This is a genomic window from Lysinibacillus sp. KCTC 33748, from assembly GCF_002237755.1.
Classification (GTDB): Bacteria; Bacillota; Bacilli; order Bacillales_A; family Planococcaceae; genus Lysinibacillus.
The window spans coordinates 284,915-308,410 of record NZ_MWSJ01000003.1 but is presented as its reverse complement, the minus strand read 5'-3'; the positions used below and the strand labels follow the sequence as shown (position 1 = coordinate 308,410).

25 protein-coding genes, 1 pseudogene and 1 riboswitch are annotated in these 23,496 nt (G+C 35.8%); of the genes and pseudogenes, 7 read left to right on the top strand and 19 right to left on the bottom strand.

The annotated features are described in order from the left end of the window. Positions 1-16: 16 nt before the first annotated feature. Positions 17-808, bottom strand: a complete 792-nt coding sequence (locus B1B04_RS07255; protein WP_079560782.1) for a GNAT family N-acetyltransferase — start codon at positions 806-808, stop codon at positions 17-19. Positions 809-969: 161 nt separating this feature from the next. Between B1B04_RS07255 and B1B04_RS07250 the strand changes: the two genes are divergently transcribed. Next, positions 970-1,494: a GNAT family N-acetyltransferase gene (locus B1B04_RS07250; protein ID WP_079560780.1), complete on the top strand. Its 525-nt coding sequence runs from the start codon at positions 970-972 to the stop codon at positions 1,492-1,494. Positions 1,495-1,558: 64 nt separating this feature from the next. On the opposite strand, the gene B1B04_RS07245 is transcribed toward B1B04_RS07250, so the two are convergent. Continuing rightward, positions 1,559-2,422 (bottom strand): AraC family transcriptional regulator, encoded by an 864-nt coding sequence (locus B1B04_RS07245; protein ID WP_079560777.1) that lies wholly within the window; start codon positions 2,420-2,422, stop codon positions 1,559-1,561. Between the two features lie 300 nt (positions 2,423-2,722). On the opposite strand from B1B04_RS07245, the gene B1B04_RS07240 reads away from it, so the two are divergent. After that, the gene (locus B1B04_RS07240; RefSeq protein ID WP_170938918.1) at positions 2,723-3,124 is read left to right on the top strand and encodes an NUDIX hydrolase; all 402 of its coding nucleotides are present in this window, start codon (positions 2,723-2,725) and stop codon (positions 3,122-3,124) included. A 132-nt stretch (positions 3,125-3,256) separates the two neighbouring features. Here B1B04_RS07240 and B1B04_RS07235 read toward each other — a convergent pair whose 3' ends face one another. Beyond that, positions 3,257-3,466, bottom strand: a complete 210-nt coding sequence (locus B1B04_RS07235) for a hypothetical protein (protein ID WP_079560775.1) — start codon at positions 3,464-3,466, stop codon at positions 3,257-3,259. Positions 3,467-3,490: 24 nt separating this feature from the next. Beyond that, on the bottom strand, positions 3,491-3,667 hold the full coding sequence (locus B1B04_RS25335) for a sporulation protein Cse60 (protein WP_139376949.1): 177 nt from the start codon (positions 3,665-3,667) through the stop codon (positions 3,491-3,493). A 311-nt stretch (positions 3,668-3,978) separates the two neighbouring features. On the opposite strand from B1B04_RS25335, the gene B1B04_RS07230 reads away from it, so the two are divergent. The 3 genes from B1B04_RS07230 to B1B04_RS07220 all read left to right on the top strand — a co-directional run bounded on the left by B1B04_RS07230 (position 3,979) and on the right by B1B04_RS07220 (position 5,806). After that, complete coding sequence (locus tag B1B04_RS07230) at positions 3,979-4,185, top strand: MBL fold metallo-hydrolase (RefSeq protein ID WP_276207743.1); 207 nt, start codon at positions 3,979-3,981, stop codon at positions 4,183-4,185. A 557-nt stretch (positions 4,186-4,742) separates the two neighbouring features. Next, complete coding sequence (locus tag B1B04_RS25910) at positions 4,743-5,042, top strand: hypothetical protein (RefSeq protein ID WP_079560771.1); 300 nt, start codon at positions 4,743-4,745, stop codon at positions 5,040-5,042. Beyond that, on the top strand, positions 5,015-5,806 hold the full coding sequence (locus B1B04_RS07220; RefSeq protein WP_139376948.1) for a TolB-like translocation protein: 792 nt from the start codon (positions 5,015-5,017) through the stop codon (positions 5,804-5,806). Before B1B04_RS25910 ends, B1B04_RS07220 begins: the two co-directional genes overlap by 28 nt. Before the next feature lie 113 nt (positions 5,807-5,919). On the opposite strand, the gene glnA is transcribed toward B1B04_RS07220, so the two are convergent. Continuing rightward, positions 5,920-7,254 (bottom strand): type I glutamate--ammonia ligase, encoded by a 1,335-nt coding sequence (glnA, locus tag B1B04_RS07215; protein ID WP_079560767.1) that lies wholly within the window; start codon positions 7,252-7,254, stop codon positions 5,920-5,922. 288 nt (positions 7,255-7,542) lie between these two features. Beyond that, on the bottom strand, positions 7,543-8,889 hold the full coding sequence (locus B1B04_RS07210) for a sodium-dependent transporter (RefSeq protein WP_240518232.1): 1,347 nt from the start codon (positions 8,887-8,889) through the stop codon (positions 7,543-7,545). Between the two features lie 556 nt (positions 8,890-9,445). On the opposite strand from B1B04_RS07210, the gene B1B04_RS07205 reads away from it, so the two are divergent. Both B1B04_RS07205 and B1B04_RS07200 read left to right on the top strand, forming a co-directional pair. After that, positions 9,446-10,153, top strand: a complete 708-nt coding sequence (locus B1B04_RS07205) for a hypothetical protein (protein WP_079560764.1) — start codon at positions 9,446-9,448, stop codon at positions 10,151-10,153. Positions 10,154-10,373: 220 nt separating this feature from the next. Further along, a complete protein-coding gene (locus B1B04_RS07200) occupies positions 10,374-10,952 on the top strand; it encodes a hypothetical protein (RefSeq protein ID WP_079560761.1) in 579 nt (192 codons plus the stop codon). A gap of 272 nt (positions 10,953-11,224) precedes the next feature. Here the strand turns inward: B1B04_RS07200 and B1B04_RS07195 are convergent. From B1B04_RS07195 to B1B04_RS07140, 13 genes and pseudogenes are all read right to left on the bottom strand, one after another. Then, positions 11,225-11,368, bottom strand: a pseudogene (locus B1B04_RS07195) (tyrosine-type recombinase/integrase); the annotation flags it as partial. 397 nt (positions 11,369-11,765) lie between these two features. Continuing rightward, positions 11,766-11,960: a hypothetical protein gene (locus B1B04_RS07190; protein WP_079560756.1), complete on the bottom strand. Its 195-nt coding sequence runs from the start codon at positions 11,958-11,960 to the stop codon at positions 11,766-11,768. A gap of 14 nt (positions 11,961-11,974) precedes the next feature. Then, complete coding sequence (locus B1B04_RS26095; RefSeq protein ID WP_240518231.1) at positions 11,975-12,241, bottom strand: tyrosine-type recombinase/integrase; 267 nt, start codon at positions 12,239-12,241, stop codon at positions 11,975-11,977. A 281-nt stretch (positions 12,242-12,522) separates the two neighbouring features. Next, the gene (locus B1B04_RS26090; protein WP_240518230.1) at positions 12,523-12,786 is read right to left on the bottom strand and encodes a phage integrase N-terminal SAM-like domain-containing protein; all 264 of its coding nucleotides are present in this window, start codon (positions 12,784-12,786) and stop codon (positions 12,523-12,525) included. Positions 12,787-12,867: 81 nt separating this feature from the next. Beyond that, positions 12,868-13,452, bottom strand: coding sequence for an ECF transporter S component (locus B1B04_RS07180; protein ID WP_079560753.1), 585 nt, complete (start codon positions 13,450-13,452; stop codon positions 12,868-12,870). A gap of 223 nt (positions 13,453-13,675) precedes the next feature. Next, a riboswitch (FMN riboswitch) is annotated at positions 13,676-13,863 on the bottom strand. Between the two features lie 317 nt (positions 13,864-14,180). Beyond that, positions 14,181-15,452 carry an RNA polymerase subunit sigma gene (locus B1B04_RS07175; RefSeq protein ID WP_079560750.1) on the bottom strand — a complete coding sequence of 424 codons (1,272 nt, stop codon included), beginning with the start codon at positions 15,450-15,452 and terminating at the stop codon, positions 14,181-14,183. Then, positions 15,452-15,982: an RNA polymerase sigma factor SigX gene (sigX, locus tag B1B04_RS07170; RefSeq protein WP_079560748.1), complete on the bottom strand. Its 531-nt coding sequence runs from the start codon at positions 15,980-15,982 to the stop codon at positions 15,452-15,454. Before sigX ends, B1B04_RS07175 begins: the two co-directional genes overlap by 1 nt. Positions 15,983-16,299: 317 nt before the next feature. Continuing rightward, positions 16,300-18,075 (bottom strand): ATP-binding protein, encoded by a 1,776-nt coding sequence (locus B1B04_RS07165; protein ID WP_079560745.1) that lies wholly within the window; start codon positions 18,073-18,075, stop codon positions 16,300-16,302. Beyond that, positions 18,068-18,784 (bottom strand): response regulator transcription factor, encoded by a 717-nt coding sequence (locus B1B04_RS07160; RefSeq protein WP_049668637.1) that lies wholly within the window; start codon positions 18,782-18,784, stop codon positions 18,068-18,070. The genes B1B04_RS07165 and B1B04_RS07160 overlap by 8 nt, the downstream gene beginning before the upstream one ends. 153 nt (positions 18,785-18,937) lie before the next feature. Further along, positions 18,938-20,125: a c-type cytochrome biogenesis protein CcsB gene (gene ccsB, locus B1B04_RS07155; protein WP_079560743.1), complete on the bottom strand. Its 1,188-nt coding sequence runs from the start codon at positions 20,123-20,125 to the stop codon at positions 18,938-18,940. Continuing rightward, positions 20,122-21,795 carry a cytochrome c biogenesis protein ResB gene (resB, locus tag B1B04_RS07150; protein ID WP_079560742.1) on the bottom strand — a complete coding sequence of 558 codons (1,674 nt, stop codon included), beginning with the start codon at positions 21,793-21,795 and terminating at the stop codon, positions 20,122-20,124. The genes ccsB and resB overlap by 4 nt, the downstream gene beginning before the upstream one ends. A 12-nt stretch (positions 21,796-21,807) precedes the next feature. Beyond that, complete coding sequence (resA, locus tag B1B04_RS07145) at positions 21,808-22,341, bottom strand: thiol-disulfide oxidoreductase ResA (protein ID WP_079560739.1); 534 nt, start codon at positions 22,339-22,341, stop codon at positions 21,808-21,810. A gap of 352 nt (positions 22,342-22,693) precedes the next feature. Continuing rightward, positions 22,694-23,425 carry a pseudouridine synthase gene (locus tag B1B04_RS07140; protein ID WP_079560737.1) on the bottom strand — a complete coding sequence of 244 codons (732 nt, stop codon included), beginning with the start codon at positions 23,423-23,425 and terminating at the stop codon, positions 22,694-22,696. Positions 23,426-23,496 lie beyond the last annotated feature (71 nt).

The window sequence follows — 23,496 nt, the reverse complement described above, 5'->3', positions numbered from 1 at the left end:
GCTCACGATGTTATTTTTACATCGTGAGCTTATCTATTGTTTTTTTATAAAAAACTGGATATTTTATTGGATTAGTAAAGCCTAACTTAACGCCTAAATGATACGATCCATTGTTATCAATATCACAATCCCAACAAGGCTGTAAATCATTTAAAAGGCAATCATCAATAAATTTTTCCGCAATAAAGCTTGCTAACCCTTTTCCTCTATAATTGGCATCAGTTATTATATCAATCTCTGCAAATTGATGAGATCTAAAAATAGAAACTGCTTCGCTAATGATCTTATTTTCATGCTGAAGGCAAAAACCAAAGCCTTTTTCTAGAAAATTATCGGTAGAATCCCAGTAGTCCTCATAATATTGATTGTCAAATTCTAAACTATGGTCAATTTGAGGTTGCTTGATTTTAATGCATTCATAGTCAAGCGACTCTCGTTTCTCTCTATTGTTATAAGCATTTATATCGAAGCTAAAATTGTACCTTTCTAATTTATTCACATAATCATTTAATCGTTGCTCAATTTTTGCGCTCCATTCATCTGAATAACTGAATAATGTGAAACGTTTACTTTCCTCAATCGATTCTTGTAGTAAAGCCGCGAGTTTATTTATAACTTGCTCGCTGGATGAATCACCATAAACGTAGTATATTCCGGATTTGGTTTGAAACAGTAGTGAATGAAGACTTTCATTGTCGGCATAGACTGCACCTTCTATTACTTGATCTAGAATACTGTAGACAAATGTTGGCGCCCTTTCTATTGTTTCTTTGATAATCGAATAATTCTCTGCTGTAACTTTAATCATTATCATTCCCCCTATTCTTTTGTAACTCTTCATACAGTATAATATTTTAACAATTACTACAATTATTGTATAATAGATACACGAAATTTGAAGGGACTGAATTATGCGCAGATAGCAATATTTTTCATCCAAACTTAATGAAAAACTTGGAGGTAAAAGTATTGATAGAACAAATGAACACAAAAAGATTATATTTACGAAAAATGCAGATGGCTGATGCACATAGTTTATTTAACATTTGGTCAGACCCAGAAGTTACTAAATTTATGAATATCACCAATTTTGCTCACGAAGAGCAAGCGAAGGAGATGATTGAGCTTTTTGATCAATTGGCTGAGGAGCACAAAGCTATTCGCTTAACAATTATTGAGAAGGAATCCAATGAGATTATCGGTTCTTGTGGATTCAATTCTTTTGACGAAGAGAGCGCTACAGCAGAAATTGGCTATGATATCGCTAAAGCTTATTGGGGAAAGGGCTATGCGCCAGAGTGTATTTCCGCTTTGATGGATTATGCTTTCACCACTTTAAACATAACTAAAATTGAAGCCAAAATAGAGCCTGGTAATAGTAATTCTATAAAAGTAGTAGAGAAATTGAATTTTACGTTTGAAGGAACATTTCAAGAATATGAAGAATCAAAAGAATCTTTTTATGACATTAATGTTTACTCTTTCAGAAAATAAATTAATGTAAAAAATAAAAGCCAAGAATGTTATCTATGAACATTCTTGGCTACTTTCATTTCTGTTACTTAATCGGAATCCAAATTTCAGAATAAAGGTCAGGACTAAATGGATCTTCGTCCGAGTACACTTCCAGCTCAGCTGTCCCGGCAGGCTTGTACGGGTTGGACGGGAACCACTCAGAGTAAATTTGTTTCCAAGTATTTTGCATAGCATCCGGCATAGGGCCATGTACTTCAAACACAACCCATTTTGAAGCTGGAACTTCCATGGCTTTCAGTTCTTCTGGAACATCCCCAATATGATCCGTTGCAATCCAATAATCAATAAAACCATTTTTTTGTTCGCTGGCATTTGGTGCACAGACGCCAAGCACCCCTTTAATTTCTCCATTATTTAATGAAAATAATTGATGATCCAACCCCTTGCTGTTAATCTCATCCCAAAATTTAGGGATTTCTCTCGTATTCTCACCATTTTGACAATTATACGTTCTTTTTACTCCGACCACTTGAAACTTTTCTTTTTCTACGATTTTATACTTCATTGGTTCTGCTCCCTTCAGGCTCACCTGGATAACCAGGCGATTGTATGATTGTAGTTGTCCTTGCTTCTTTCTTGCTTCACTAGGCGTTACCTGATGCTGCTTACGAAATGCCTTTGTGAAAGCTTCAGGAGAGTCGTAGCCATATTTGTAGGCGAGATCGATTACTTTCTGTTCTGTATTTATTAACTCCTGTGCAGCTAATGTTAACCTTCTCCGTCTAATATAATCTGCAATAGACATATCCGTTAAAATCGAGAAAGTCCGTTGAAAATGAAAAATCGAAGAATTTACCTCTCGTGCGATTTGTTCCATTGTGATGTCATCTAATAAATGCTCCTCGATGTAATTAATTGCTTTTTGAATCGACTCAATCCAACTCATGTGCCCTCACTCCTTGCTTATAGCATAAAACATCAAAATTAGTTATTCCTGTCTTTTTATGCTAACTTTGGACTGGTTAAAATGAAAGCTTTATTTTTATTGGCTTATCTCCCACCATAGCGTGGGGTTGATTCCCGTTCCCGCTGAGCGCTTTCCTGGGGGCGTTCGATGAGCCTCCACTACAATCAACTTTTTCACATGACATACACTTTAAATAAATGTCAGCTTCAACACCCAATAAATAACCATAATACGTTAAAATTATTATTAAACAGCATAAATAGATCGGAGGTTTTGATATTGCTTAAATGGCAAGGGGCTGCAGGAATTTGTTTAAACGAAGACAATCAATTATTAATGGTTTTGCAAGGTACGAAAGAAGAAGAAAAGACATGGGCAGTACCATCGGGAGGAAAAGAAGCTAATGAAAATTTTGAGAGGTGTTGTATTCGTGAAGTGTATGAAGAAACAGGATATGTAGTAGACATCGTCGGAGAAGTGTTACATAAAAATAATGATGCAGTGGAAGTTCGTTATTTTGAGACGACTATTACTGGTGGACAAATGATGATTCATGATCCTGATGAATTAATTTATGAAATTGCGTGGAAATCAAAAGAAGAAATACTCAATTTAACATTATCCTTCCCTGAAGATAGGCAATTTCTTTTATCATTATTTCAAAAAATGAAATTGTCATGATATAGGATTGATAATAGTAGGAAGATACTTATAGACAATAAATTTTAGGCTACTTGGCATTTTCTCAATCGCGGATATTTACCTTTTTTCCGCGGGTAGTTCCCTGTCACCCGCGGGTAAACATTTAAAATATTATTTCATCTTTACCTTTTCAACAGCCGCTTCATATATCAATTCGTCCTCGATTTTAAGATATTGATTTCTCGCTGCCTTACAATAGCCTTCTTTTTCTAGAAAATCTTTAAGCTCCGATTTCTTCGCAAATATTTTTTCAACGACACTCTGTTTCACTTCAAATTCATCTGTTCTTTTAGCAATGGATACCCAATATATTTTTGACATGTTATATCCCCCTCTTTGAATCAATTATTTATAAATAATTAAAGCTGAATGTATAACATTATGCTCCCCTATATATAACGTATTATATTTAATATCAACTATTAAATAATCGTTTAAATCTAATAAAGCGTTATTAATATCATGTTCAAATTGCACAATATCATTATTTTGAATCGATACTACTTGAGTTGCTTGTGTCATACATTTTCCCCCTTTTCTTTTAATCATAGATTAAAAGGAAGTATTTGTCACAAAAAAATATTTTCGTAGTAAGAGTAGGGCATAAACAATAAGGCTACACCCTTTTTGATAAATAAAGGTAAAACAACTTTTATGTGGTAAAATAAAGCAAAACATCTTGGAATGTTCTCCATTTATCAAAGTTAAATTAAAGAGTTACACCAATATACTATGTCTAGCATTCATGATTAATCTTCATTAGAAAGTAGGTTTTTTTTGAAAATTACAGCTATCCTCGAAAATTCGAAGTTAGATAAAAATTAACCTTATCATTGTTTATAGAAACCGAACAAATGAACATAATTTTTGCTTTAGGCCCAGATCACTCTTATATAAAAAATGCACAAGCATTAGGTATCGATTTAAACAAAGCAAATGCAGTAATTATTTCACATGGGCATTCTGATCATATTGGTGGGTTAAGTTATTTGAATGAAGTAAATAAATATGCTCCCATAAGCTTTACAGGATTACGATAATCGCATGGAGTTTATTTACGATGATATAGAACTTACATAAGGAATTCATATTATTCATTTAGAGCCCTCGGATGAATATACGAAAAATCTATATAAAGGGGATAAGAAGGAATTAGATGATTTTAATCACGAAATCGTGTTAGTGATTGAAAACGAAAATGGGTTAGTACTATTTAGCGGTTGTAGTCATCATGGAATTGTAAACATAACTAAAACTATAACCAAAAATTTCCAAATCAGAATATCAACGCAATTATTGGGGGATTTCATTAAATTGATCTCCCCATAGTTAACACTTTAGGAAAGACCAGAGAAGAAATAATTTCAATTGGTAATACATTAAATGGGATAAAGATTGACTGTATTTATTCTTGCCATTGTACTGGAACAAAAGGATTTAACATTCTCAAAACCGTTTTAAAAGAAAAATTATAATCTTTTAAAACAGGACAAGTTATCGAGCTTTAGTAGATGTTACATAACTAGCTACCAAAAATTCAACCCTTTCATAGAAAGAGAGATCTGCTCTTAATCAATTTAAAAATGGAGAGATTCAATTGAAAATAATAGAGAGAACAATAATACTATCATGTGCAGCTATATTTCTATTTATTGTTTCTAAAGCCGTATATAATGGTGTACAGTCAAATAGAGCTTTGATCAAACCCCAAAGTTCAAATTATTACCAAATAATCGATAAAGATTTTAATAAAACAGTAGACGTACCTTTTACTAATATTAACTCATATAAGGGTAATGCTGACTATATTTATATCAATATAATCGAAAGACCCAGAAATACACAACCATTTTTAACAGTAAATTCAAAATGCCCTCAGTTCAAGGGGTTGAATTAAATGATACTTGGTTATTGTGGGTTGATACCGATGAACACGGAGGATATTTGAATCCATATTTTATGGATTTAAAGACGCAAGAAATTCAACCATTGACAAAAGAAAATGAAGAAAATGTTACTAATGATTTTCCAATACTAATTGGAGACTATGTAGCATGGATTCAAAAGGACAGAAAAGATGAAAAAGCGCAAGTTATGCTTAAGAATCTCAAAACAGACGAAACAATAAGTATATATGATTTAAATAGCTATACAAACAGGAATATGAATTTGTCTGCGAAAGACGGAAAAATATTATTCACTGATGAAAAGGGTTATTTTGGATACCTCTATTTGTATGATATTAAAAGTAAAGAAATAAAAGAATTTAAAAGTTCATATGAATTTATTGGTTCGGCAAGACTACTTAGTGATCAACAATGGGTTTACCTAACGTTTGACGACCCTACTAAATCTTCAACTGGTGAAGGTAAGCTGATTTTTTATGACGCTTCGACAAATCATACTCAAGAAGTTGTTTCGGAAGTGTTAATTGTAAATACTCTTTACACAGATTTTAATAATCAAGTGTTCTTTTCTTATAATAATGATGAATATTGTAGAAAATTATTTCATGTGAAAAATAATTCACTGGTAGAAATTGAGAAATTCGAAACTCCTTACATATATGGGTTTTCTGCAGAAAATAATATATATATTATTAACCAGGATTTATCAGATGAAAAACGCAAATTAATTATCCAAAGTGAACTACCTAACTAAAAATAGCTATCCCTATCAATGAAGATTAGGGATAGCCTTCTTCTTTAACACTCAATTCCTCGCATTTTGGATCAAAAAAAGTGTCGGAGCCCCAAAGCCCCAACACTCCCCGTCTAATACATTCTTAAATATTCTTCCCGCTCCCAGTTATGGACACGTGTGCGGTATTTATTCCATTCTATTTCTTTAGCAGCCGTGAATTTTTCAAAGATATGGTCTCCAAGTGCTTCGCGTACGATATGATCCATTTCTAGCTCAAGGAGTGCGTATTCCAATGAAGCTGGGAGACTATCGATACCATTCAATTCACGTTCAGCTCGTGACATTTTATAAATATTTCGATCTACAGCATCTGGCGGTGTGAGATTTTTACGAATTCCATCGAGCCCAGCTGCTAAAATAACAGCCATTGCTAAATAAGGATTTGCTGCTGGATCGACAGAACGAAGCTCGATACGTGTTGATAATCCTCTTGCAGCTGGAATTCGAATAAGTGGTGAACGATTTTGTGCAGACCATGCCACATAGCAAGGAGCCTCATAGCCAGGCACTAATCGTTTATAGGAATTAACAAGTGGGTTTGTGACAGCAGTAAAACCATGTACATGTTTTAGTATTCCTGCCATAAAGCTACGTGCTGTTTCGCTTAATTGCAGTTCTGCTTTTTCATCATAAAACGCATTTTTATCCCCTTCAAATAAGGATAAGTTGAAGTGCATTCCCGATCCGTTAACACCAAATAGTGGCTTTGGCATAAAGGTTGCGTGCAGTCCATGCTGTGCAGCTATCGTTTTTACAACAAGCTTAAACGTTTGAATATTATCACATGCTTCGATAGCATTGGCATATTTAAAGTCGATTTCATGTTGACCAGGTGCAACCTCATGATGAGATGCCTCAATTTCAAAGCCCATTTCTTCTAGCTCTAATACGATATCACGTCGACAGTTCTCCCCTAAGTCAGTTGGGGCTAAATCGAAATAACCGCCACTATCATTTAACTCAAGCGTTGGATGCCCTTTTTCATCTAGCTTAAATAAGAAAAACTCCGGCTCTGGTCCTAAATTAAATGAGCTAAAGCCTAACTCCTCCATCTCCTTTAAAACCTTCTTCAGATTGGAACGTGGGTCACCTTCAAACGGTGTACCATCCGGTCTAACAATATCACAAATGACACGGGCCACTTTGCCTTTCTCGGCAGTCCACGGAAAAATGACGAATGTATCACGGTCAGGACACAAGTACATATCTGATTCTTCAATACGTACAAATCCTTCAATCGATGAGCCATCAAACATAATTTTATTGTCCAACGCTTTTTCTAATTGACTAGCCGGTACTTCAACGTTTTTGATCGTTCCTAATATATCAGTAAATTGTAGGCGAATAAATTTCACATTTTCTTCCTTAACACGACGTTTAATATCTTCTTTTGTATAATGTTTCATTCTCCACCACTCCAATGTTATTTTAATTTACACATTTCTTTTACAACTGCTTTTAAAATACATCATAAGAATAAAAAACACAATATCTATGTAAGGTTTTATCACATGCAATTTCTCGAATATACTTATCTTTTTTTCAGATAAATAGAGTCATTCTCTCTTACTACAGCCCCCGACAGCAACACATCTTTTTCCTGCGCGAAAGCGTAAGCGACAGCAATAAGTATTTAATTGTTACACCAACAAAAAAGTAGGTTGCATTCCTTAACGGAACACAACCTACTACCATTAGTATTGCAATAGCATATTTACAAACACAACAATAATCACCAAAGGTACTACCACTAGCATCAATAGACGATAAGTTGAATAGAACCCTTGCCCCAATTTGCTTCCTATTAATAATTCCTTCTTCACAAATTCTTTATCAACTACATATGCTATAAAGATAGCAATCAATAAGTTACCCATCGGAAGCATTAAATTAGAAACTAAAAAGTCAGTTGCATCAAAAATTGTTTTTCCAAAGATTGATACATCCGCTAATGTACTTGATGAAAGCGCTGCAGGAATCGCCGCAATAAAGACTACTACACCTAGTAGCATTGTCAACGCAGAACGAGACATACGCCCTTTCTCTATAAATGCCGCTACGATAATTTCATATAAACTGAAGGAAGAAGTTAGCGTTGCGAATAAAAATAATAATAAAAACATCGCTAAAAATAGTTCACCAAATGGCATTTGACTAAATGCTGTTGGCAGAACCATAAATAACAAGCCTGGACCAGATGCTGGTTCTAAATCAAAAGCAAATACAACAGGGAAAATGGCTAATCCTGCAAAAAACGATACAAGCACCGTGAGAAGAACAACAGAGCCCGCAGAATTCGGTAAGCTTACATCCTTCTTTAAATATGAGCTGTACGTCACAAGACAAGAAAACCCTACCGCTAAGCCAAAGAAGGACTGCCCCAACGCTTCTAATATAGCCTTACTAGTCATATTGGAAAAGTCAGGCCACAGGAAGAATTTAACTCCTTCCATTGCCCCATCTAATGTTAAAGCCCGCACAACAAGGACAATAAACATAATAAATAATAAAGGCATCATCCACTTATTGGCCTTCTCTATACCATTTTGCACACCAAGTGAAATGACTAGTACATTTACTAGCGTAAACAATCCTAAACCTAGTAGTGTAATCCAAGGTGTCCCTACAATTTCCCCAAATAGTTTACTAGGATCATTTGCAGGATCAATAACAGCCCCAGTCACACCTAGGCCACTATATATAAAAATCCAACCTCCCACAACACTGTAAAAAGTTAATAATAAAAAACAACCTAGTACACCCATACGACCAACCCAAGCCCAGCCTGTTTTCGTCGGTGTAATTTTTTTATATGCAGTCACAGCCTCAGACTGTGTACCACGACCTAAAATATACTCTGATAGTAACATCGGTAAACCAATCAACAATGTAAATAGAACAAAAATAAGGAAAAATGCTCCCCCACCACTTTGTCCAGTAACATACGGCAACTTCCATATTGCCCCTAGCCCGATTGCAGCTCCCGCTGATGCTAAAATAAAGCCTAGTTTACTAGACCACTGACTCTTGTTTTCACTCATCTCTTCAAACTCCTCTAACATTCTAAACTCTTCCTTATTTTACATGATAATAGTAATCTAGACTAGATTATTTCTATTTGTTACTTTCGCACAATAATATCCAGCATATCCAGCATTCTATCTATCCAATATAAAAAACCTCGAGCGCTTATTGGCTCGAGGTCTCATCTAAATTATTGAACTGCACCCCAATTGATAGACACAACATCTAACAATTGGAGGTGTAGTTTTTTTATGACTAAATTTACAGGCGAAATAAAGTTAAAGATTATTTCAAGGCTTTAATTCAAAGATTTTTTTATAATCCATTTTCATAACCTCCTTAGATTGTTATATCAGCGTTTTCTGCTGATTCCTTAATCATCATTAAGACCCGCTCGCGCAGTACATGATAACAATCCATTTAAAATTTGACCATTCTTTCATTAGTACCAATTGGAATCTTATGCGTCATGTGGACTACCTAAAAAAGCAGGAAACATATTTTTTACCTACACAACACTTCCTATTATGGTAAAATATCACTTGGTTTAATATTATTAGTGGAGGTAATTCAATGAAAAGACTGACATTATTTTTGGTATTTGTTTCTTTATTAGTTTTAGGTGCATGTAGTTCAACTAGTGAAACTAAGGACAAACCAGAAGAAGCAACTGCAAAAGTTATTGAAACAGTTGTGACAGGAAAGGAAATTGAGGAATTAATAAAAGCAGGAGAAACAGACAAAGTCGAAAAAATGCTAAATGAAAGTACCTTAGAACCCAATATAGATATAGAAGCAGTAAAAAGTTACATCACCTTTTTAAAATCCGATGAACTTATGTCTTTAAAAACAGCAAAATTAATGGATAGTGTAGATTTTGGTTATAGTGGTATTTTATCAACGGAGATCAGTAACGCTATTTACTTGCCACATGAAGAGGGTTCTCTAATAACGGGCATATTTAAAGACAGAGAAGGTTTCGATTACATAGATTGGAAGTATAATGATGCAAAAGATGCCTACTTTAAAGCAAAAGACTATAGTGAACTATCGGTAAAAGTAGAAGTCGAAAAAGCATTAAAGAAAAAATTAGTTGAAGAAGCAAAAGGAAAGAATCCACATATAGGTATGACAAAAGAAGAAGTTGAGGCTTCGTTATGGGGACAACCCGAAACGATCAACAGAACAGTTACTGAATATAGTATTCATGAACAATGGGTATATGGACAAGGTCAATATCTTTACTTTACAGATGGTACCCTAACAAGTTTCCAAGACTAAATAACATTCATCTTAATTTAGAGTATGAACGTAGTAGAGTCACTCAACTTATATACATGACTGGTTGGGTTGTCGGTAGCCCGGTCGTGTTGAAAAGTAACATCTCATAGCACTTAAATGGATTCGAAAACGGCGAGAGATTTATGGTTAGTAAAGAACGTGGTGGAGGAGAAACAAAACTTGGTTATATTCCAGGGCATAATTTGGAGGTTATTGAACAATGAAAAAGAATAACGTTTACAAAGTAATAATTGCAATTTTAACATCTATTATAGTGATGGGTATCATAGCTATATGGTATCTCTTTTCTACCGATAGTTTTCCTACAAAGATTAAGCAAGAAAGTTTGAGCTCGAAAGGTGAAATTGCTAAGGTGGTAGAATCCGAAGAGGTAGAAGCGGTTGAGATGATCCACGAGCCTGCTACTGAAAAATCTTGTCTGTCACCTGAAAACGCAATCACTTTAGACGAAATGTATGCGAATTACCTAGCGTTTAAACGTGTGGCACTTAATGAAGGTGGATCACTAAATTTCGATAACGCAATCAACGCTTTTAACGGCATCACCAAAAACTTAGGTACATCTTTCCTTATGACCCGCTCAACGGCTTACGACAAAGAAGTATACAAAGTGGTGAACGAATGGGCTGAGGACGCTTCTAACGTCTCAGAAGACATGCTAGGATTCATTCAAGGTACGCTGGAGGTGAATGACTCTAATTTAAATATCTTCAGAGCTTCATTTGATGATCTTGATATCTTCTACGGAAATAAACAGAAATGGGAGAATTGCCAATGACTATGTATGACGTGAAGGGAGTAACTTCTAATGATTATTTGTCGGGATGGGAGGTCGGAGAATTATTCACCGTCTCCTGTGAAGCGGTAGGATAGGGTATCGTAGCACAGTGAAGGATGAAAACTAAAATAGCGGTGATGGTTTATATTGTTGAAACAGAGGAAATCAAATCCAATATTCGGTAATTATATTTAACATATGAACTATTTGAACAAGCTCTTTTTAGACTTGTTCTTTTTATTTTTCTACAAACTCTAATTTGTCTTATAACGCTATAAATTATGATAAATAGTAACAGCTAAATCACTATACCCAAGAGCTTTACTAATAAGAGCTATACTTGCACCTTTATTTAGCAAATTCTTTGCGTATGCTCTCCTAATGGCATGAGCATTGATATTCTCTAATAAATATTTACACCAAGCATCTATCTTGAGTAGACAACTGTCTACGCCCCCCTATCATGAAGGTGGTCGAGTCGAAACGGCTCAATGCAAAAATGCCTTGCCTAGTTCTCAATAAATCAAATATGACTTAAAGGAACAAGACAAGACATTCAGCTAATTTCATGAATCCGTATATCATTGTATCCGTATCGTTTGCCCCTTGTTTAAATTCGCTCTCTCGAACAATACATCTACTAATCTACTTCTGCCCCGATAGTTGGTGTAATCCTTATATTCACCTTCTGCAAATATCGTAAATGCCTATTCTACTGTTATGAGAAACTCAGCAACAATTACAATGTGTGATGTATCCTGCGTAGCCATAGCTACTCAGACCTTCCAGAATGCTAACCCTCTATTTTATTGCTTATTTCTCTAATTCCTCAAAATATTGAAGCATGGCTTGTACATCTTCTTTTCTCAATGTGAGACCACTGACATTAAATTGCCTACCATCATGTAGCACCGCATTTTCCTCAAAAGATTCTGATTTAAATTCAGGATTGTATTGTGCTGTAATTTTACGCATACCATTTAAATTTTCATGAAGAATTGTCTTCATATGGTTTATCCTTCCTAAATGTCTAAATTATTTAATGGATTGTATTTGTCATTCTGTTCTTTTAAAGCCGATCCCCACAATGCGAGATACTTTTGAGACATATTTAATGATGAATGTCTGAGAATCTTTTGTAACGTGAATACGTCTCCGCCATTAACTAAAAACCGATGAGCAAACGTATGACGAAACGTATGAGCCGACAATCTAACATCTTTAAAGTAGCGAGTACAAAAAACCTTTAACTCGTTTAACCCATCAATAACCTTGTCTGTTAGTAGCACTGTTTCCTACTTTCTATTTTTCCCCAAATATATATAACTGAAAATGTTGTTCGCCAATATCTGACCACTTAATCCCCCTTAATTCTCCAACTCTAATGCCAGTACCGAGCAACAAAATAATGATAGTGTGATTTCTGTATGCCGTGTATTCATGATCCTTTCTTCTCAACCTCCTGTAATAGGAAAGCATTTGTCGAATATGTGAATCTGTGAATACTTCGATACGATAGTCAGTTTCTTGGCGTTTTACTTTTTCGCATGGATTAGATTTAATATACTCGTTATCCAATAAGTGGTAAAAAGGTATTGAGATTTTTTAGTTTAACATTAATCGTAGTTGGATTATTCCCTCGTTCATTTTTACAATATAATAAGTAACTTTTAATATGGGCATGTGTGACATCTGAAGCATCTAATACCTCGTTTTCAGTCGACCAGCGTTTGAATTCACGAAAAAATATTCTATATCCATCTAATGTATTCTTGCTTAAATTCTGTAACTCTTTCTCATCTAAAAAATCTGCAATTGCAAATTTAAGCAACAAAAAAGACACCTCCTAGACTTTAACAGTCCAATAAGGTGTCATTACTTGAACACTATCCTAAATCATACTTTTTTCACGAAATTAACTCATATACATAGAGCGCTGTTGATAAATCCATTTGCGCATTGTTGTAAATAGTAATGCCATGATGAACGTTATTAAAATACCCTTAATAATGTTAAATGGCAAAATACCAGCTACGATCATTTTATATAGTGAATCGCCTACGACAGGCTCCATACCTAAAAAGTAAGTGTACATAGGTAAAAATACTGCATAGTTAAGAATGCTCATTCCTACTGCCATTATGATTGTTCCAGCCGCTAAACCTCCAACAAGACCTTTAACTGTTTTGAAACGATTAAAAATAAAGCTAACTGGTAAAATAAATAAAATACCTGTTACAAAGTTCGCGATATGGCCTACCGGTACTCCTGTTGGCGTACCTGAGAATATCCAATCCAACACATTTTTAAAGAATTCTACTAAAATACCTGCTACAGGTCCCATAGTGATCGCCGCAAGCAATGCTGGCATATCACTGAAGTCTACTTCCAAAAATGCTGGAAATGGCGGAATAGGGAAATTAAAAAGCATTAACAAAAACGAAATACTGCTCAGCATGCCAATCGTAATAAACGATTGAAGTTTAACATTTTTCTTCATAGTAAACTCTCTCCTCTTTGCTGATTCAATCTCGCAAGAAGAAAGGTTACGACCTCATCAATTCTTATTATGAAAAAACCCTTATGCAAAATAAGCATAAGGGAGAATAGGCATGATTAAAGAAACGCCATTAATTAACTATTGTTGAGTTTACGCTGCGTAAATCCACAACGAAAAAACGCTCGCACATAGCTAAATTCATAACAATGAATGACGATCGTACCTCCATCTTCTCCCATCCAGACTTTAACTGTCGGCCTTGGAATTACACCAAGTCAGCCATGCAAAAAAAATTTGCACAGGTCGCGGGCTAAAGAGTTTTTAGTAAATTATTCGAGCTAATGAAAGACATTAGCGATTTACAACTCTATTACCGCCGGTCGGGATTTTCACCCTGCCCCGAAGATGAATCAATATTTTTTTGTTTCATAGCCTTACTATAATGAATTTTGAAGGAAAAGTAAATAACTTTGCTTAAAAAATTCCGATTAAACTTGTATGTTTTACAAATACCCGCAATAGCCCCATCTTTAAAAGATAAGTGTTTACTTCATCCCGATTGATTATTATTCTTCGCCAATCGGGCTTTTACCAGCCATTGACCTTCCCCTAATCTTTGATGTCTTGCTACCTCTACACTAACAAGAGCATTCACGCACGTACAGCAGCGAGAATGCTCCAAAAAATTTACTTATAAAATTGCGTTCATTTATTTGTTGTTTCACAATTTATGGCATATATCGTTTATTGGCTCCTACAGGTTTTGGCAAGAAATTTTTCAAATCAAATCCTTCCCAACTCTCCTGTACAACATTGTCTAGACGTACTTGTTGATCAAAGCTTGCAGCAGTTAGCATCATTGCTTCAATTAATTGGGTTGCACGAATCACGTCCATTGTCGTTAAATCAAGCGGCACGTCAAATGTAACAATAACGCCTTCTGCTACCTCTTTTACAGTGTATATTATATTTTCCGGTATGACTGGAACGTATGCATTATCTTTTTTAGCTCGCATATCAATAAGAGCTTCTGTTACAGTGGAAAAAGTTTTACGAGAATCGGGTGATAAATATTCAACTCCATTTTCATCTTTATATAAATAATAATTAAAATGGTTTGAGCTCGTTAATGCCATAGAATTACTAGTCTCTTCTTCATTGGAAAGCTCGGATTCTGCACCATTAAGATTTTCATATTCAATATCTTTATACTCCGAGTCTGAAAATGTATCCTGTATAGTCCCTACATATTCTCCAGAATCTTTAGCAGCAACATCATAATCATTTTGCTTCGGCAATACATGAACCAGTTGATCGCCCTTCTCCTTCAATTCTCCTTTATACGGATGGTAATTAGTAAAACCATTTGCTTCCTCATCAATTTGTGGCGCATACTTTTCATACATTTGTAATGTTGTAGGCTTTTTCTTCCCGAAATCAGTAGCCACTCGTTCATTTGGAATAATATACGTCATCGGTACACTTTCCTTATCACGATTTGCCAAACCAATATGGAATGCTACTGCATCTGTTAAATCATCTTCATATACAGATGATCGCAGAGACATGATCCGCGATTGTTCTGCTACTATGTTAGACTCCATAATATTATCATGCATAGAGCTTTTTGCTGCACGATCTTCCTGCATTGTTGAATATTGAGAAGTTTCAGGAGCATTGGCCTGATCCATTTTTGTATCATGATTATTCATGAACATAGAGCCTGTAAGTACTGTTAAAGCGAAGACAGCTGCAACACTCATAAAGATTGGCCATTTACGACCTTCCTTCTTTATTGTCTGTTCCGTATTGTCTTGCTCTTGTGATGTTATTTCATCATCAATTGGTTGTTGTATAGCTTGAAGATGGACAGAATCCTGCAAGCGAGCATCTGCCAATAATCGATTTAATATTTCTTCTTTCGAACGGCGGTCAAAAAGCTTAGGGGCATTATTCAATATATGTTCCAGTTGGTCATCATCGAATGGATTACCTGTCATTACCGTTTCGCCTCCCGTTCTCTAACCTGTTGTAGCTGTTGCTTTAAAAATTTTATGGCGCGATGTTGCGTGGTTTTTACCTTCGCTTCTGTCCAATCTAATATTTGTGCTGTTTCTGCAATCGATAACTCTTGAAAGTAGCGCATAATAATGACCATTTTTTGGTCACCTGTACAGTGTTCAAGTGCTGATTGAACTTCCATAAATTCATCATTCGCCTGCAGCACGTCTTCGGGTAATGGTGTGGTTGAATGCAGCTGTTCCGTTTCCCAATCAAAAAAATCAAGTGAATGTTTTTGGCGTACAGCCTGCTTTCTAAAATGATCAATAGCAACATTTTTAGCAATAGCAAAAAGCCATGTTTTTTCGCTGCTATTGCCTGCGAATTTATCATATGAGCGCAATACGCGAACATAAACCTCATGTGCTAAATCCTCAGCAAGTGTACGGTTTTTTACTAAATAAATAAGAAACTGGAACACGTCTTGATGATATGCATCGTATAATCGATGGAACACGGAGTCATTCAAAGCACTCCACCCCCGTTCTATTTATATTTGTCGTTTAAACGTTCACAGAAGTTACATCCAATTAACACCAATTTCTCAATGATACCTAGGCATAATTGGTCAGAAATTGGCTTTGGGCTAACGTGATGTATCACTCAGTCGTGTGTTGCTGTCGCACAGAAAACTTTTGTTGCTGTCGCTTCGCTTTCGCACAGATAAATTGCCACAGGAAGTGGCGTACTTACACTGAGTTCTCTATTACAGCGTATGTTTTTGCACCTGCTGAAAAGTAACTTAAATCCTCATTCATTTGCTGTAAGCAGTTAATAGCGATGCTTTTAATCGAATGGTAAATAAAACGTGAAGGTAGTCCCCTCTTTTAGCACACTATCTACCATAATATTGCCTGAATGCGCCTTGACTATATTTCTAGCAATAGCTAATCCTAGGCCAGTTCCACCTTTAGAACGCGTACGTGCTTTATCTGCTTTATAGAAACGTTCAAAAACATATGGCAGGTCCTCTTGTGGAATACCATGTCCTGTATCCTGGACAGATATTTTGGCAAAGGTCGGCTCTTGCTCAACCTTCACGGTTACTGATCCTTCAGCTGTATGACGAAGAGCATTATCGACTAAATTCGTTAATACTTGTTCAATCCGATCCTCATCTATACTAATCGTAACATCGTCATTAAACTCACTGTCAAATATTAGTCGAACATGTTTCTCTTTTGCAACTTGTGCAAATTTTTGTGTAATACGTTCAAATGTTGAATTAACCGGAAGCTCATCTTTGTAAAGCGTCATATGCCCCGATTCCATACGAGCAAGGTCTAATAAATCTGTCACGAGGCGTCCCATACGCTTCGATTCATCATAAATAATTTTTGTAATCTCATTTCGTTCTTCTTGATCTTGAATAAAATCATCATCCATTAATGCCTCTGAATACCCTTGGAGCATCGAAATCGGCGTCCGTAGCTCATGAGACACATTGGCAATAAAGTCTGAACGCAGTTTTTCTAAGCGATGCTGCTCAGTCATATCACGAATAACTGCGACCGCTCCACGTATCGATTCCTCACTATAAAGAGGGCTAATCGTAAACGTATAGTAATTTCCATCCATCTCAATTTCTTCTTCAAGCTTATCCTCAAACATCAGTACATGATCAAGCATATGGTAAAGCTCTGGGGGAATTGGCTTTGCACTTTGTGAGCCTTTATTGACGAACCATTTTTGCATTAAACGGTCCGCTGGTGGATTACTTAATAATATTGTACGATCACGATTAAACGTTATAACTGCATCTGTCATCGATGTTAAAATATTTGAAAGCTGTTCATTTTCTTGATTGATCACTTCTAGATTATGTTTCAATTGACGTCCCATTTGATTGAAGGCAACTGCAAGCTGGCCTATTTCATCATTTTGCGTAGTCGGCATCTTCGCTTCAAAATTCCCTTTAGAAATTTCAAACGCTAACTCACGCATTTTACGTAATGGTGACGTAATACGTGATGAAAGGAAAAACGCAAAAAATGTTGTCAGCACAAAGGCAATGAAAGCAGATAAAAAGACAATTTTCGTCGTCTCTTTCGATGTTTTATGCAATGCATCTGGACTTTGATAAATAAAGACAGCCCCGTGGACTGTATTTTCTACATTTAGCGGGAAACCTAGCACAACATAAGATTCCATTTTTTCTTCGTCTGCGGAAGACGGCATCATCATTTCCTTTATAATTGGTTTATCTGATTGAAAAACTTCATGAAACGATTTATTGGCTAAAATCATATCCTGAATTTCTTTTTTATTGACACCTTCCTGCATTGCAAAAGAGACTCTATCATGATTAATAGCAATAAGTGCATTTGTACTTTCAGGTAAAATATCTTTTAATAATTCAGAAGTCGATTTTGCTGTTTCATTATCATCCACTATACTTGCAATCGTTGCAGCAGTTTGACGCAAGGAGCTTTCCGCTTGTTGCATATGGTAATTTTGAAGAAACTCAAGCATTAAAATCGTGAAAACAAATAATACAAATGAAACGAGAAGCAATATGGTTACCCATAGCTTCCCGACAACACTATTCCATATTCTATTCATTGACAACCTCAAATTTGTAGCCAACGCCCCATACAGTAACAATCATCTTTGCAGCGTTTTCTGAAACACGGTTGAGCTTTTCACGTAAACGTTTTACATGTGTGTCAACTGTACGTAAGTCACCAAAGAAATCATAATGCCAAACTTCTTTTAGTAATTGTTCACGGTCAAATACTTTGTCTGGTGATTTTGCTAAGAAATAAAGTAATTCATACTCTTTAGGTGTTAAATTTACTTCAATGCCTTCTGCTGTTACACGGTGTGCATCATGATCAATCATTAAATGTTGAAACACAACTAAATCTTTTGAAGAAGAAGCATTTGTCGAAGGTGAGAATGCTTGTGAACGGCGTAATATAGCCTTCACACGTAACACAACTTCACGAGGACTAAACGGTTTTACAATATAATCATCTGCGCCAAGCTCAAAGCCTTGTACACGATTCGCTTCCTCGCCTTTTGCAGTTAATAAAATAATTGGTGTTGCTGCTCGTTCACGGATTTCCGCACAAACTTCAAGCCCATCTTTTTCAGGCATCATAATATCAAGTAAAATACAGTGATACTCTTTTTCTAAAGATTTTTCGATCGCTTGTTCACCATTTTCTGCTTCGTCAACAAGGTATCCTTCTCGCTCTAAATACATTTTTAATAAGCGTCGAATACGGTCCTCGTCATCTACTACTAATACTGAAATATTTTCTGACACTTTCACGATCCCTCTCTTCTAATCTTTCTCTACCTTCTATTGTACATCGTACGACACATATTGAAAAGAAAAGAAAGCCTTCTTGCCACAGCAAGAAGGCTCTTCTTTCTAATACTAGCGACGTTAAAAATTTATTTGCTCAAGTTAAACAATTTAAGCTGAAGCGTATGAGTGTAAACCTGCAAGAATCAAATTAACAGCAATTAAGTTAAATAAGATTATTCCAAAACCAATTAATGCTAACCATGCAGATTTTTCACCTTCCCAGCCTTTTGATAAACGTAAGTGTAGGAATGCTGCATAGAATAACCATGTAATAAGTGCCCACACTTCCTTCGGATCCCATCCCCAGAAACGACTCCACGCAAGTTGTGCCCAAATCATTGCAAAGATTAGAGCTCCTAACGTAAATACTGGGAAGCCAATTATTACTGAACGATAACCAATTTCATCAACTAATTGTAAATTTACTCGTTTGACAAAAGGTTGGAAAATCGCACTAATTCGACGTCTTGCAATTAATCGAATTAATAAGTATATAATAGACCCTACCAATAATGACCAAACAACTGTAGTTAATTTCTTCGCATTAATGAGCGCAGGCATTTCTACTAACGGAGACATACCATGTTCTTCCACTGCCTTATATTCATTCATACCAAATAGTGGCGGCATGTTGTAGTCAATTTGACGTTCATTTCCTTCTTTATCTAAATAAGTATATGTTGAATCGTAATCCATCATATTAAATACTGATGTAGCAACTACGAAACCAACGACTACCACAAGGAAGAACATTACCGCTTCTAACCAGAAACGTTGTTTAGAAGGCTTCTTTAAATCAACTACTTTTAATAAATAAATTAGTCCTGCTACCGCACTAATCGCTAAAATTGATTGACCTAAAGCAGCTGTAATAACATGAATTGTTAACCAGTAACTTTGTAAAGACGGCACTAAAGGACTAACTTCACTCGGAAACATCGACGCATAGGCAATTATTAAAATCGCCACAGGCAATGCTACTAATCCTAGAGCTGTCACTCGATAAATAAAATAAATCAATACGAATGCCCCAACAATGAACATTCCGAACGCAGTCGTAAATTCAAACATATTACTAACAGGTGCATGTCCTGAATAAACCCAACGAGTAATAAAATAACCAAGCTGCGAAAGTAAACCAATAATTGTGACAATAATTGCCACTTTGCCCCATTTATCGGTATTTTTCCCAGTTGCATTCGATTGCTTTATCGAACCACCAAACAATAAAGTTGCAACTAGGTAGGCTATGAATGCTACAAATAATAGGTTTCCACTTATGTCAATCAAACTCATAAGGTGTTGTCACCTTCCTTTTCTTTAGTGCCTGGCTTTGCGGATTTGTTGTCATCTTCAGGCTTATCCAACTGATCTCTATATGGTGGTAGACCAGCAAACGTAGTGACTGAATCTAAATCCTTTTTCATACTAAACATATTTTTATTCACATGAGCAGCCATCAACACTCGACCATCCGGATCCACCTGTAACCATAAACGTCTATGATTCCAATATGAGCCAATTACTACACCAATCATGAAAATAACACCACCAACAAATAAAATTGGTATCGTACTATCTTTACGAATTGTAAAGTTTGATGAATTACGCATCTCTGCTCCTGCGAATTTCATTCTATATTTGTTTTCACCAAGTGGTTCAAGTGGTGGCTTTCTGATTTCTACAAAGCTTACTTCACCTTCTGGCGTTTCTGGTGTTGTCATTCTAAATAAAAATGCCGGATTATTTGGTATTGATGTTTTTGTCTGTGGCTCCCCATTTTCAAAACCATCAAAATCTGGTGTATAAACAAGAATTTGTACTGAGGAACCATCTCCTAAATCATATTGTTTTTTAGGATTCGTTAAATCAATTTCAATTTGACCTTGTGATTCTTCAGAAGCTTTATTCACTAAATTAAAATTCATCTGTCTCAATTCATTAAGACGATAATTCATTTGATACAACGCAAAACCGTTTTCTTTTAACGGATGATTAACACGAATTGAATAATCTCTCAATTTTTCAAGGTTGTCTGAATCTCCTGGAAGAGCTCCCTCAGGTTGTTTGTATAATGTTATATCCGTTTGATAGTTCTTCGCCATAACATTTACACCTTGGCTCGCTTCCCCGCCTTGTTGCTTTTCGCCATGGGTTTCCAAAATAAATTTATTATTTTTAATAAAATACCCATCCATACCTGGTATAGCTCGTGTTTCACCTTCACGGATCCAAATCGTCTCATCCACATAAAAACCAGGTACTAAGCGCAACATAACACCTGTTAAAAAAATAATGAGACCGACATGATTTATGTATGGGCCATATCGAGCGAAGCGACCGCGCTCTGCTAGCAGTGCACTTCCATCACGACGAACACGGTATTTTAATTCGGACATTTTTTGCTCAACTTTATCAAGCGTTTCATCAGCGTTTGGCACTTGCCCTTCCGCAATGATCCGTTGACGTTTCATGAAACTTTCATGACGTTTAACGCGTTGATTTTTTAAAGACTTATGCAAAGGTAACCCTCGGTCTAAACTCGCAACAATAATCGATATCGCAAGCATACCTACTAAAATTTGGAACCACCAAGTGTTGTATAAATGAGAAAGTCCTAAATTATTATAGAGTTTGCCTAATACACCATACACTTTTTCATAATACTCTGCTTTACTAGGCTCCGGGGCATTAACATATATCGCTTGCGGTAGAATTGTTCCGATTGACGCTGCGACCAACGTTATAATAATGAGGGCAATCCCCACTTTTACACTCGAGAAGAAATTCCAAATTTTGTCAACAAATGTTGTATTATACGTTTTTGAACGAATTGCCGTTCCATCGTAACGCATATCAACAACTTTTGTCTGTTTACCTTCCTCAGTTAAAGGACGACCACATTTCTCACAAAGCTTCGTGCCATATGGGTTACTATGACCACAAGCACAAATGATGTTTTCCATAGTCATTACTCCTTATTTTGGCTTCACTAATTCCATGTACGAAGCAATTTTTGCCTCCGTCATTTCACCAGTAATGATTTTGGCTACTTTACCATCTGGATCAATAAGGAGAGTTGCTGGTAAATTACCTACATTATAGGCAGTCATAACGCTTTTCGTTTTGTCAATAACTACCGGGAACGTTAACTCATATCTATCGACAAAATTCTGTACTTCAAAATCAGTTTGGGCAATATTGACCGCTAATGTTTGTACACCCTGATCTTTAAAAACTTTATACTGACGATCCATTGCAGGCATTTCCTTTTCACAAGGCTTACACCAAGTTCCCCAGAAGTTCAAAAATACGCCCTGCCCCTTATAATCAGATAGCTTATGTTTCTCACCGTTTAAATCTACTAACGTGAAGTCTGGTGCTTTAGAGCCTACTGCTATTAACTCTACTTTATCTTTTGTCGCTGTTCCGTATACCGTATAACCAATCGCTAAGACTAAGACTGCCAAAATAATGGTACGAATGACGAGACGTTTTTTCTTTTTCTCCAAGTTAATAAACCCCCTATCAATTTCGGCTTAGAATAATCCCTATTGACGCAAAGCTTTTCCTACAAACATTCATATGTATAGTTTTTACCGTCTAATTTATACCATTTATTATGTTTGTCAATTTTTATATTTGTCATTCACTTGCGCGTCAAACACCACCTGATAATTTGTGGAACCGATTTCATCAGGATGAAAACTAATTTAGGTGCACTATTCTCACCTATTATAGCAAAAGGAAACACAAACGCTTAGCTAATAATTATGAATGATTTATGAACGATTTCACTAATAAGAAAGTGAAAACATTACTATTACACATAGAAGTATTTCACTTTCTCTTAGAAAATGCTAATTATCCGATTTGTCCTGTCTCTGCTAGCACTCGCAATTGCTTCACTTCATGCTTTGATAATTCACGATATTCTCCCGGAGCTAGTCCGAATAAATCTAAAAAGGCAAAGCGTTCACGTTTAAGTTTAACAACAGGTGTACCTATTGCCTCAAACATACGACGTACTTGACGATTTCGTCCTTCGTGAATAGTAATTTCACAAATTGCCTTACCCGCGTTTTCATCAAATGAAGTCATACTTACTTTTGCTGGAGCTGTTTTACCATCTTCTAGTTTGATTCCACGTTGAAGCTTTTTTAAGCCATCAATCGTCGGAACACCTTTAACACGAGCAATATATGTTTTGTCGATTTTAAACTTCGGATGTGTCAGCATATAAGAAAATTCACCATCATTTGTTAATAACAACAAGCCAGATGTATCATAATCGAGACGACCAACTGGGAAAATTCGTTGTGGGATATGCTTAAACAAATCTGTGACAGTTTTGCGTCCTTTGTCGTCTGTTACAGCTGATATCGTTCCACGTGGTTTATATAACAAGTAATAAACCTTATCCTCTTTCTCAAGCTTCACGCCTTCTACTTCTATCGTATCTGAGTTTGACACCTTTGTACCTAACTCACGCACTACGACTCCGTTCACTTTTACTTTACCTTCTACAATTAATTGTTCTGCCTTACGTCTAGACGCCACACCAGCATACGCAATAACCTTCTGTAATCTTTCCATTCTTTCACCTCTAATTTTCATTCACCTTGGTTTTAGTCACCAAAATTTAAACCTCATTCGACTAATATGAA

What these genes read in the sequence shown, in the direction of transcription:
- ccsB (WP_079560743.1), bottom strand. Translation starts at nt 20,125, where the DNA reads ATGAGTTTGATTGACATAAGTGGAAACCTATTATTTGTAGCATTCATA.
- resB (WP_079560742.1), bottom strand. Translation starts at nt 21,795, where the DNA reads ATGGAAAACATCATTTGTGCTTGTGGTCATAGTAACCCATATGGCACG.
- B1B04_RS07220 (WP_139376948.1), top strand. Translation starts at nt 5,015, where the DNA reads ATGCCCTCAGTTCAAGGGGTTGAATTAAATGATACTTGGTTATTGTGG.
- B1B04_RS07175 (WP_079560750.1), bottom strand. Translation starts at nt 15,452, where the DNA reads ATGACAGGTAATCCATTCGATGATGACCAACTGGAACATATATTGAAT.
- B1B04_RS25335 (WP_139376949.1), bottom strand. Translation starts at nt 3,667, where the DNA reads ATGACACAAGCAACTCAAGTAGTATCGATTCAAAATAATGATATTGTG.
- B1B04_RS07200 (WP_079560761.1), top strand. Translation starts at nt 10,374, where the DNA reads ATGAAAAAGAATAACGTTTACAAAGTAATAATTGCAATTTTAACATCT.
- B1B04_RS07245 (WP_079560777.1), bottom strand. Translation starts at nt 2,422, where the DNA reads ATGAGTTGGATTGAGTCGATTCAAAAAGCAATTAATTACATCGAGGAG.
- B1B04_RS07140 (WP_079560737.1), bottom strand. Translation starts at nt 23,425, where the DNA reads ATGGAAAGATTACAGAAGGTTATTGCGTATGCTGGTGTGGCGTCTAGA.
- B1B04_RS07180 (WP_079560753.1), bottom strand. Translation starts at nt 13,452, where the DNA reads ATGAAGAAAAATGTTAAACTTCAATCGTTTATTACGATTGGCATGCTG.
- glnA (WP_079560767.1), bottom strand. Translation starts at nt 7,254, where the DNA reads ATGAAACATTATACAAAAGAAGATATTAAACGTCGTGTTAAGGAAGAA.
- B1B04_RS07255 (WP_079560782.1), bottom strand. Translation starts at nt 808, where the DNA reads ATGATTAAAGTTACAGCAGAGAATTATTCGATTATCAAAGAAACAATA.
- B1B04_RS07235 (WP_079560775.1), bottom strand. Translation starts at nt 3,466, where the DNA reads ATGTCAAAAATATATTGGGTATCCATTGCTAAAAGAACAGATGAATTT.
- B1B04_RS07190 (WP_079560756.1), bottom strand. Translation starts at nt 11,960, where the DNA reads ATGAAGACAATTCTTCATGAAAATTTAAATGGTATGCGTAAAATTACA.
- B1B04_RS07210 (WP_240518232.1), bottom strand. Translation starts at nt 8,889, where the DNA reads ATGAGTGAAAACAAGAGTCAGTGGTCTAGTAAACTAGGCTTTATTTTA.
- B1B04_RS07165 (WP_079560745.1), bottom strand. Translation starts at nt 18,075, where the DNA reads ATGAATAGAATATGGAATAGTGTTGTCGGGAAGCTATGGGTAACCATA.
- B1B04_RS07205 (WP_079560764.1), top strand. Translation starts at nt 9,446, where the DNA reads ATGAAAAGACTGACATTATTTTTGGTATTTGTTTCTTTATTAGTTTTA.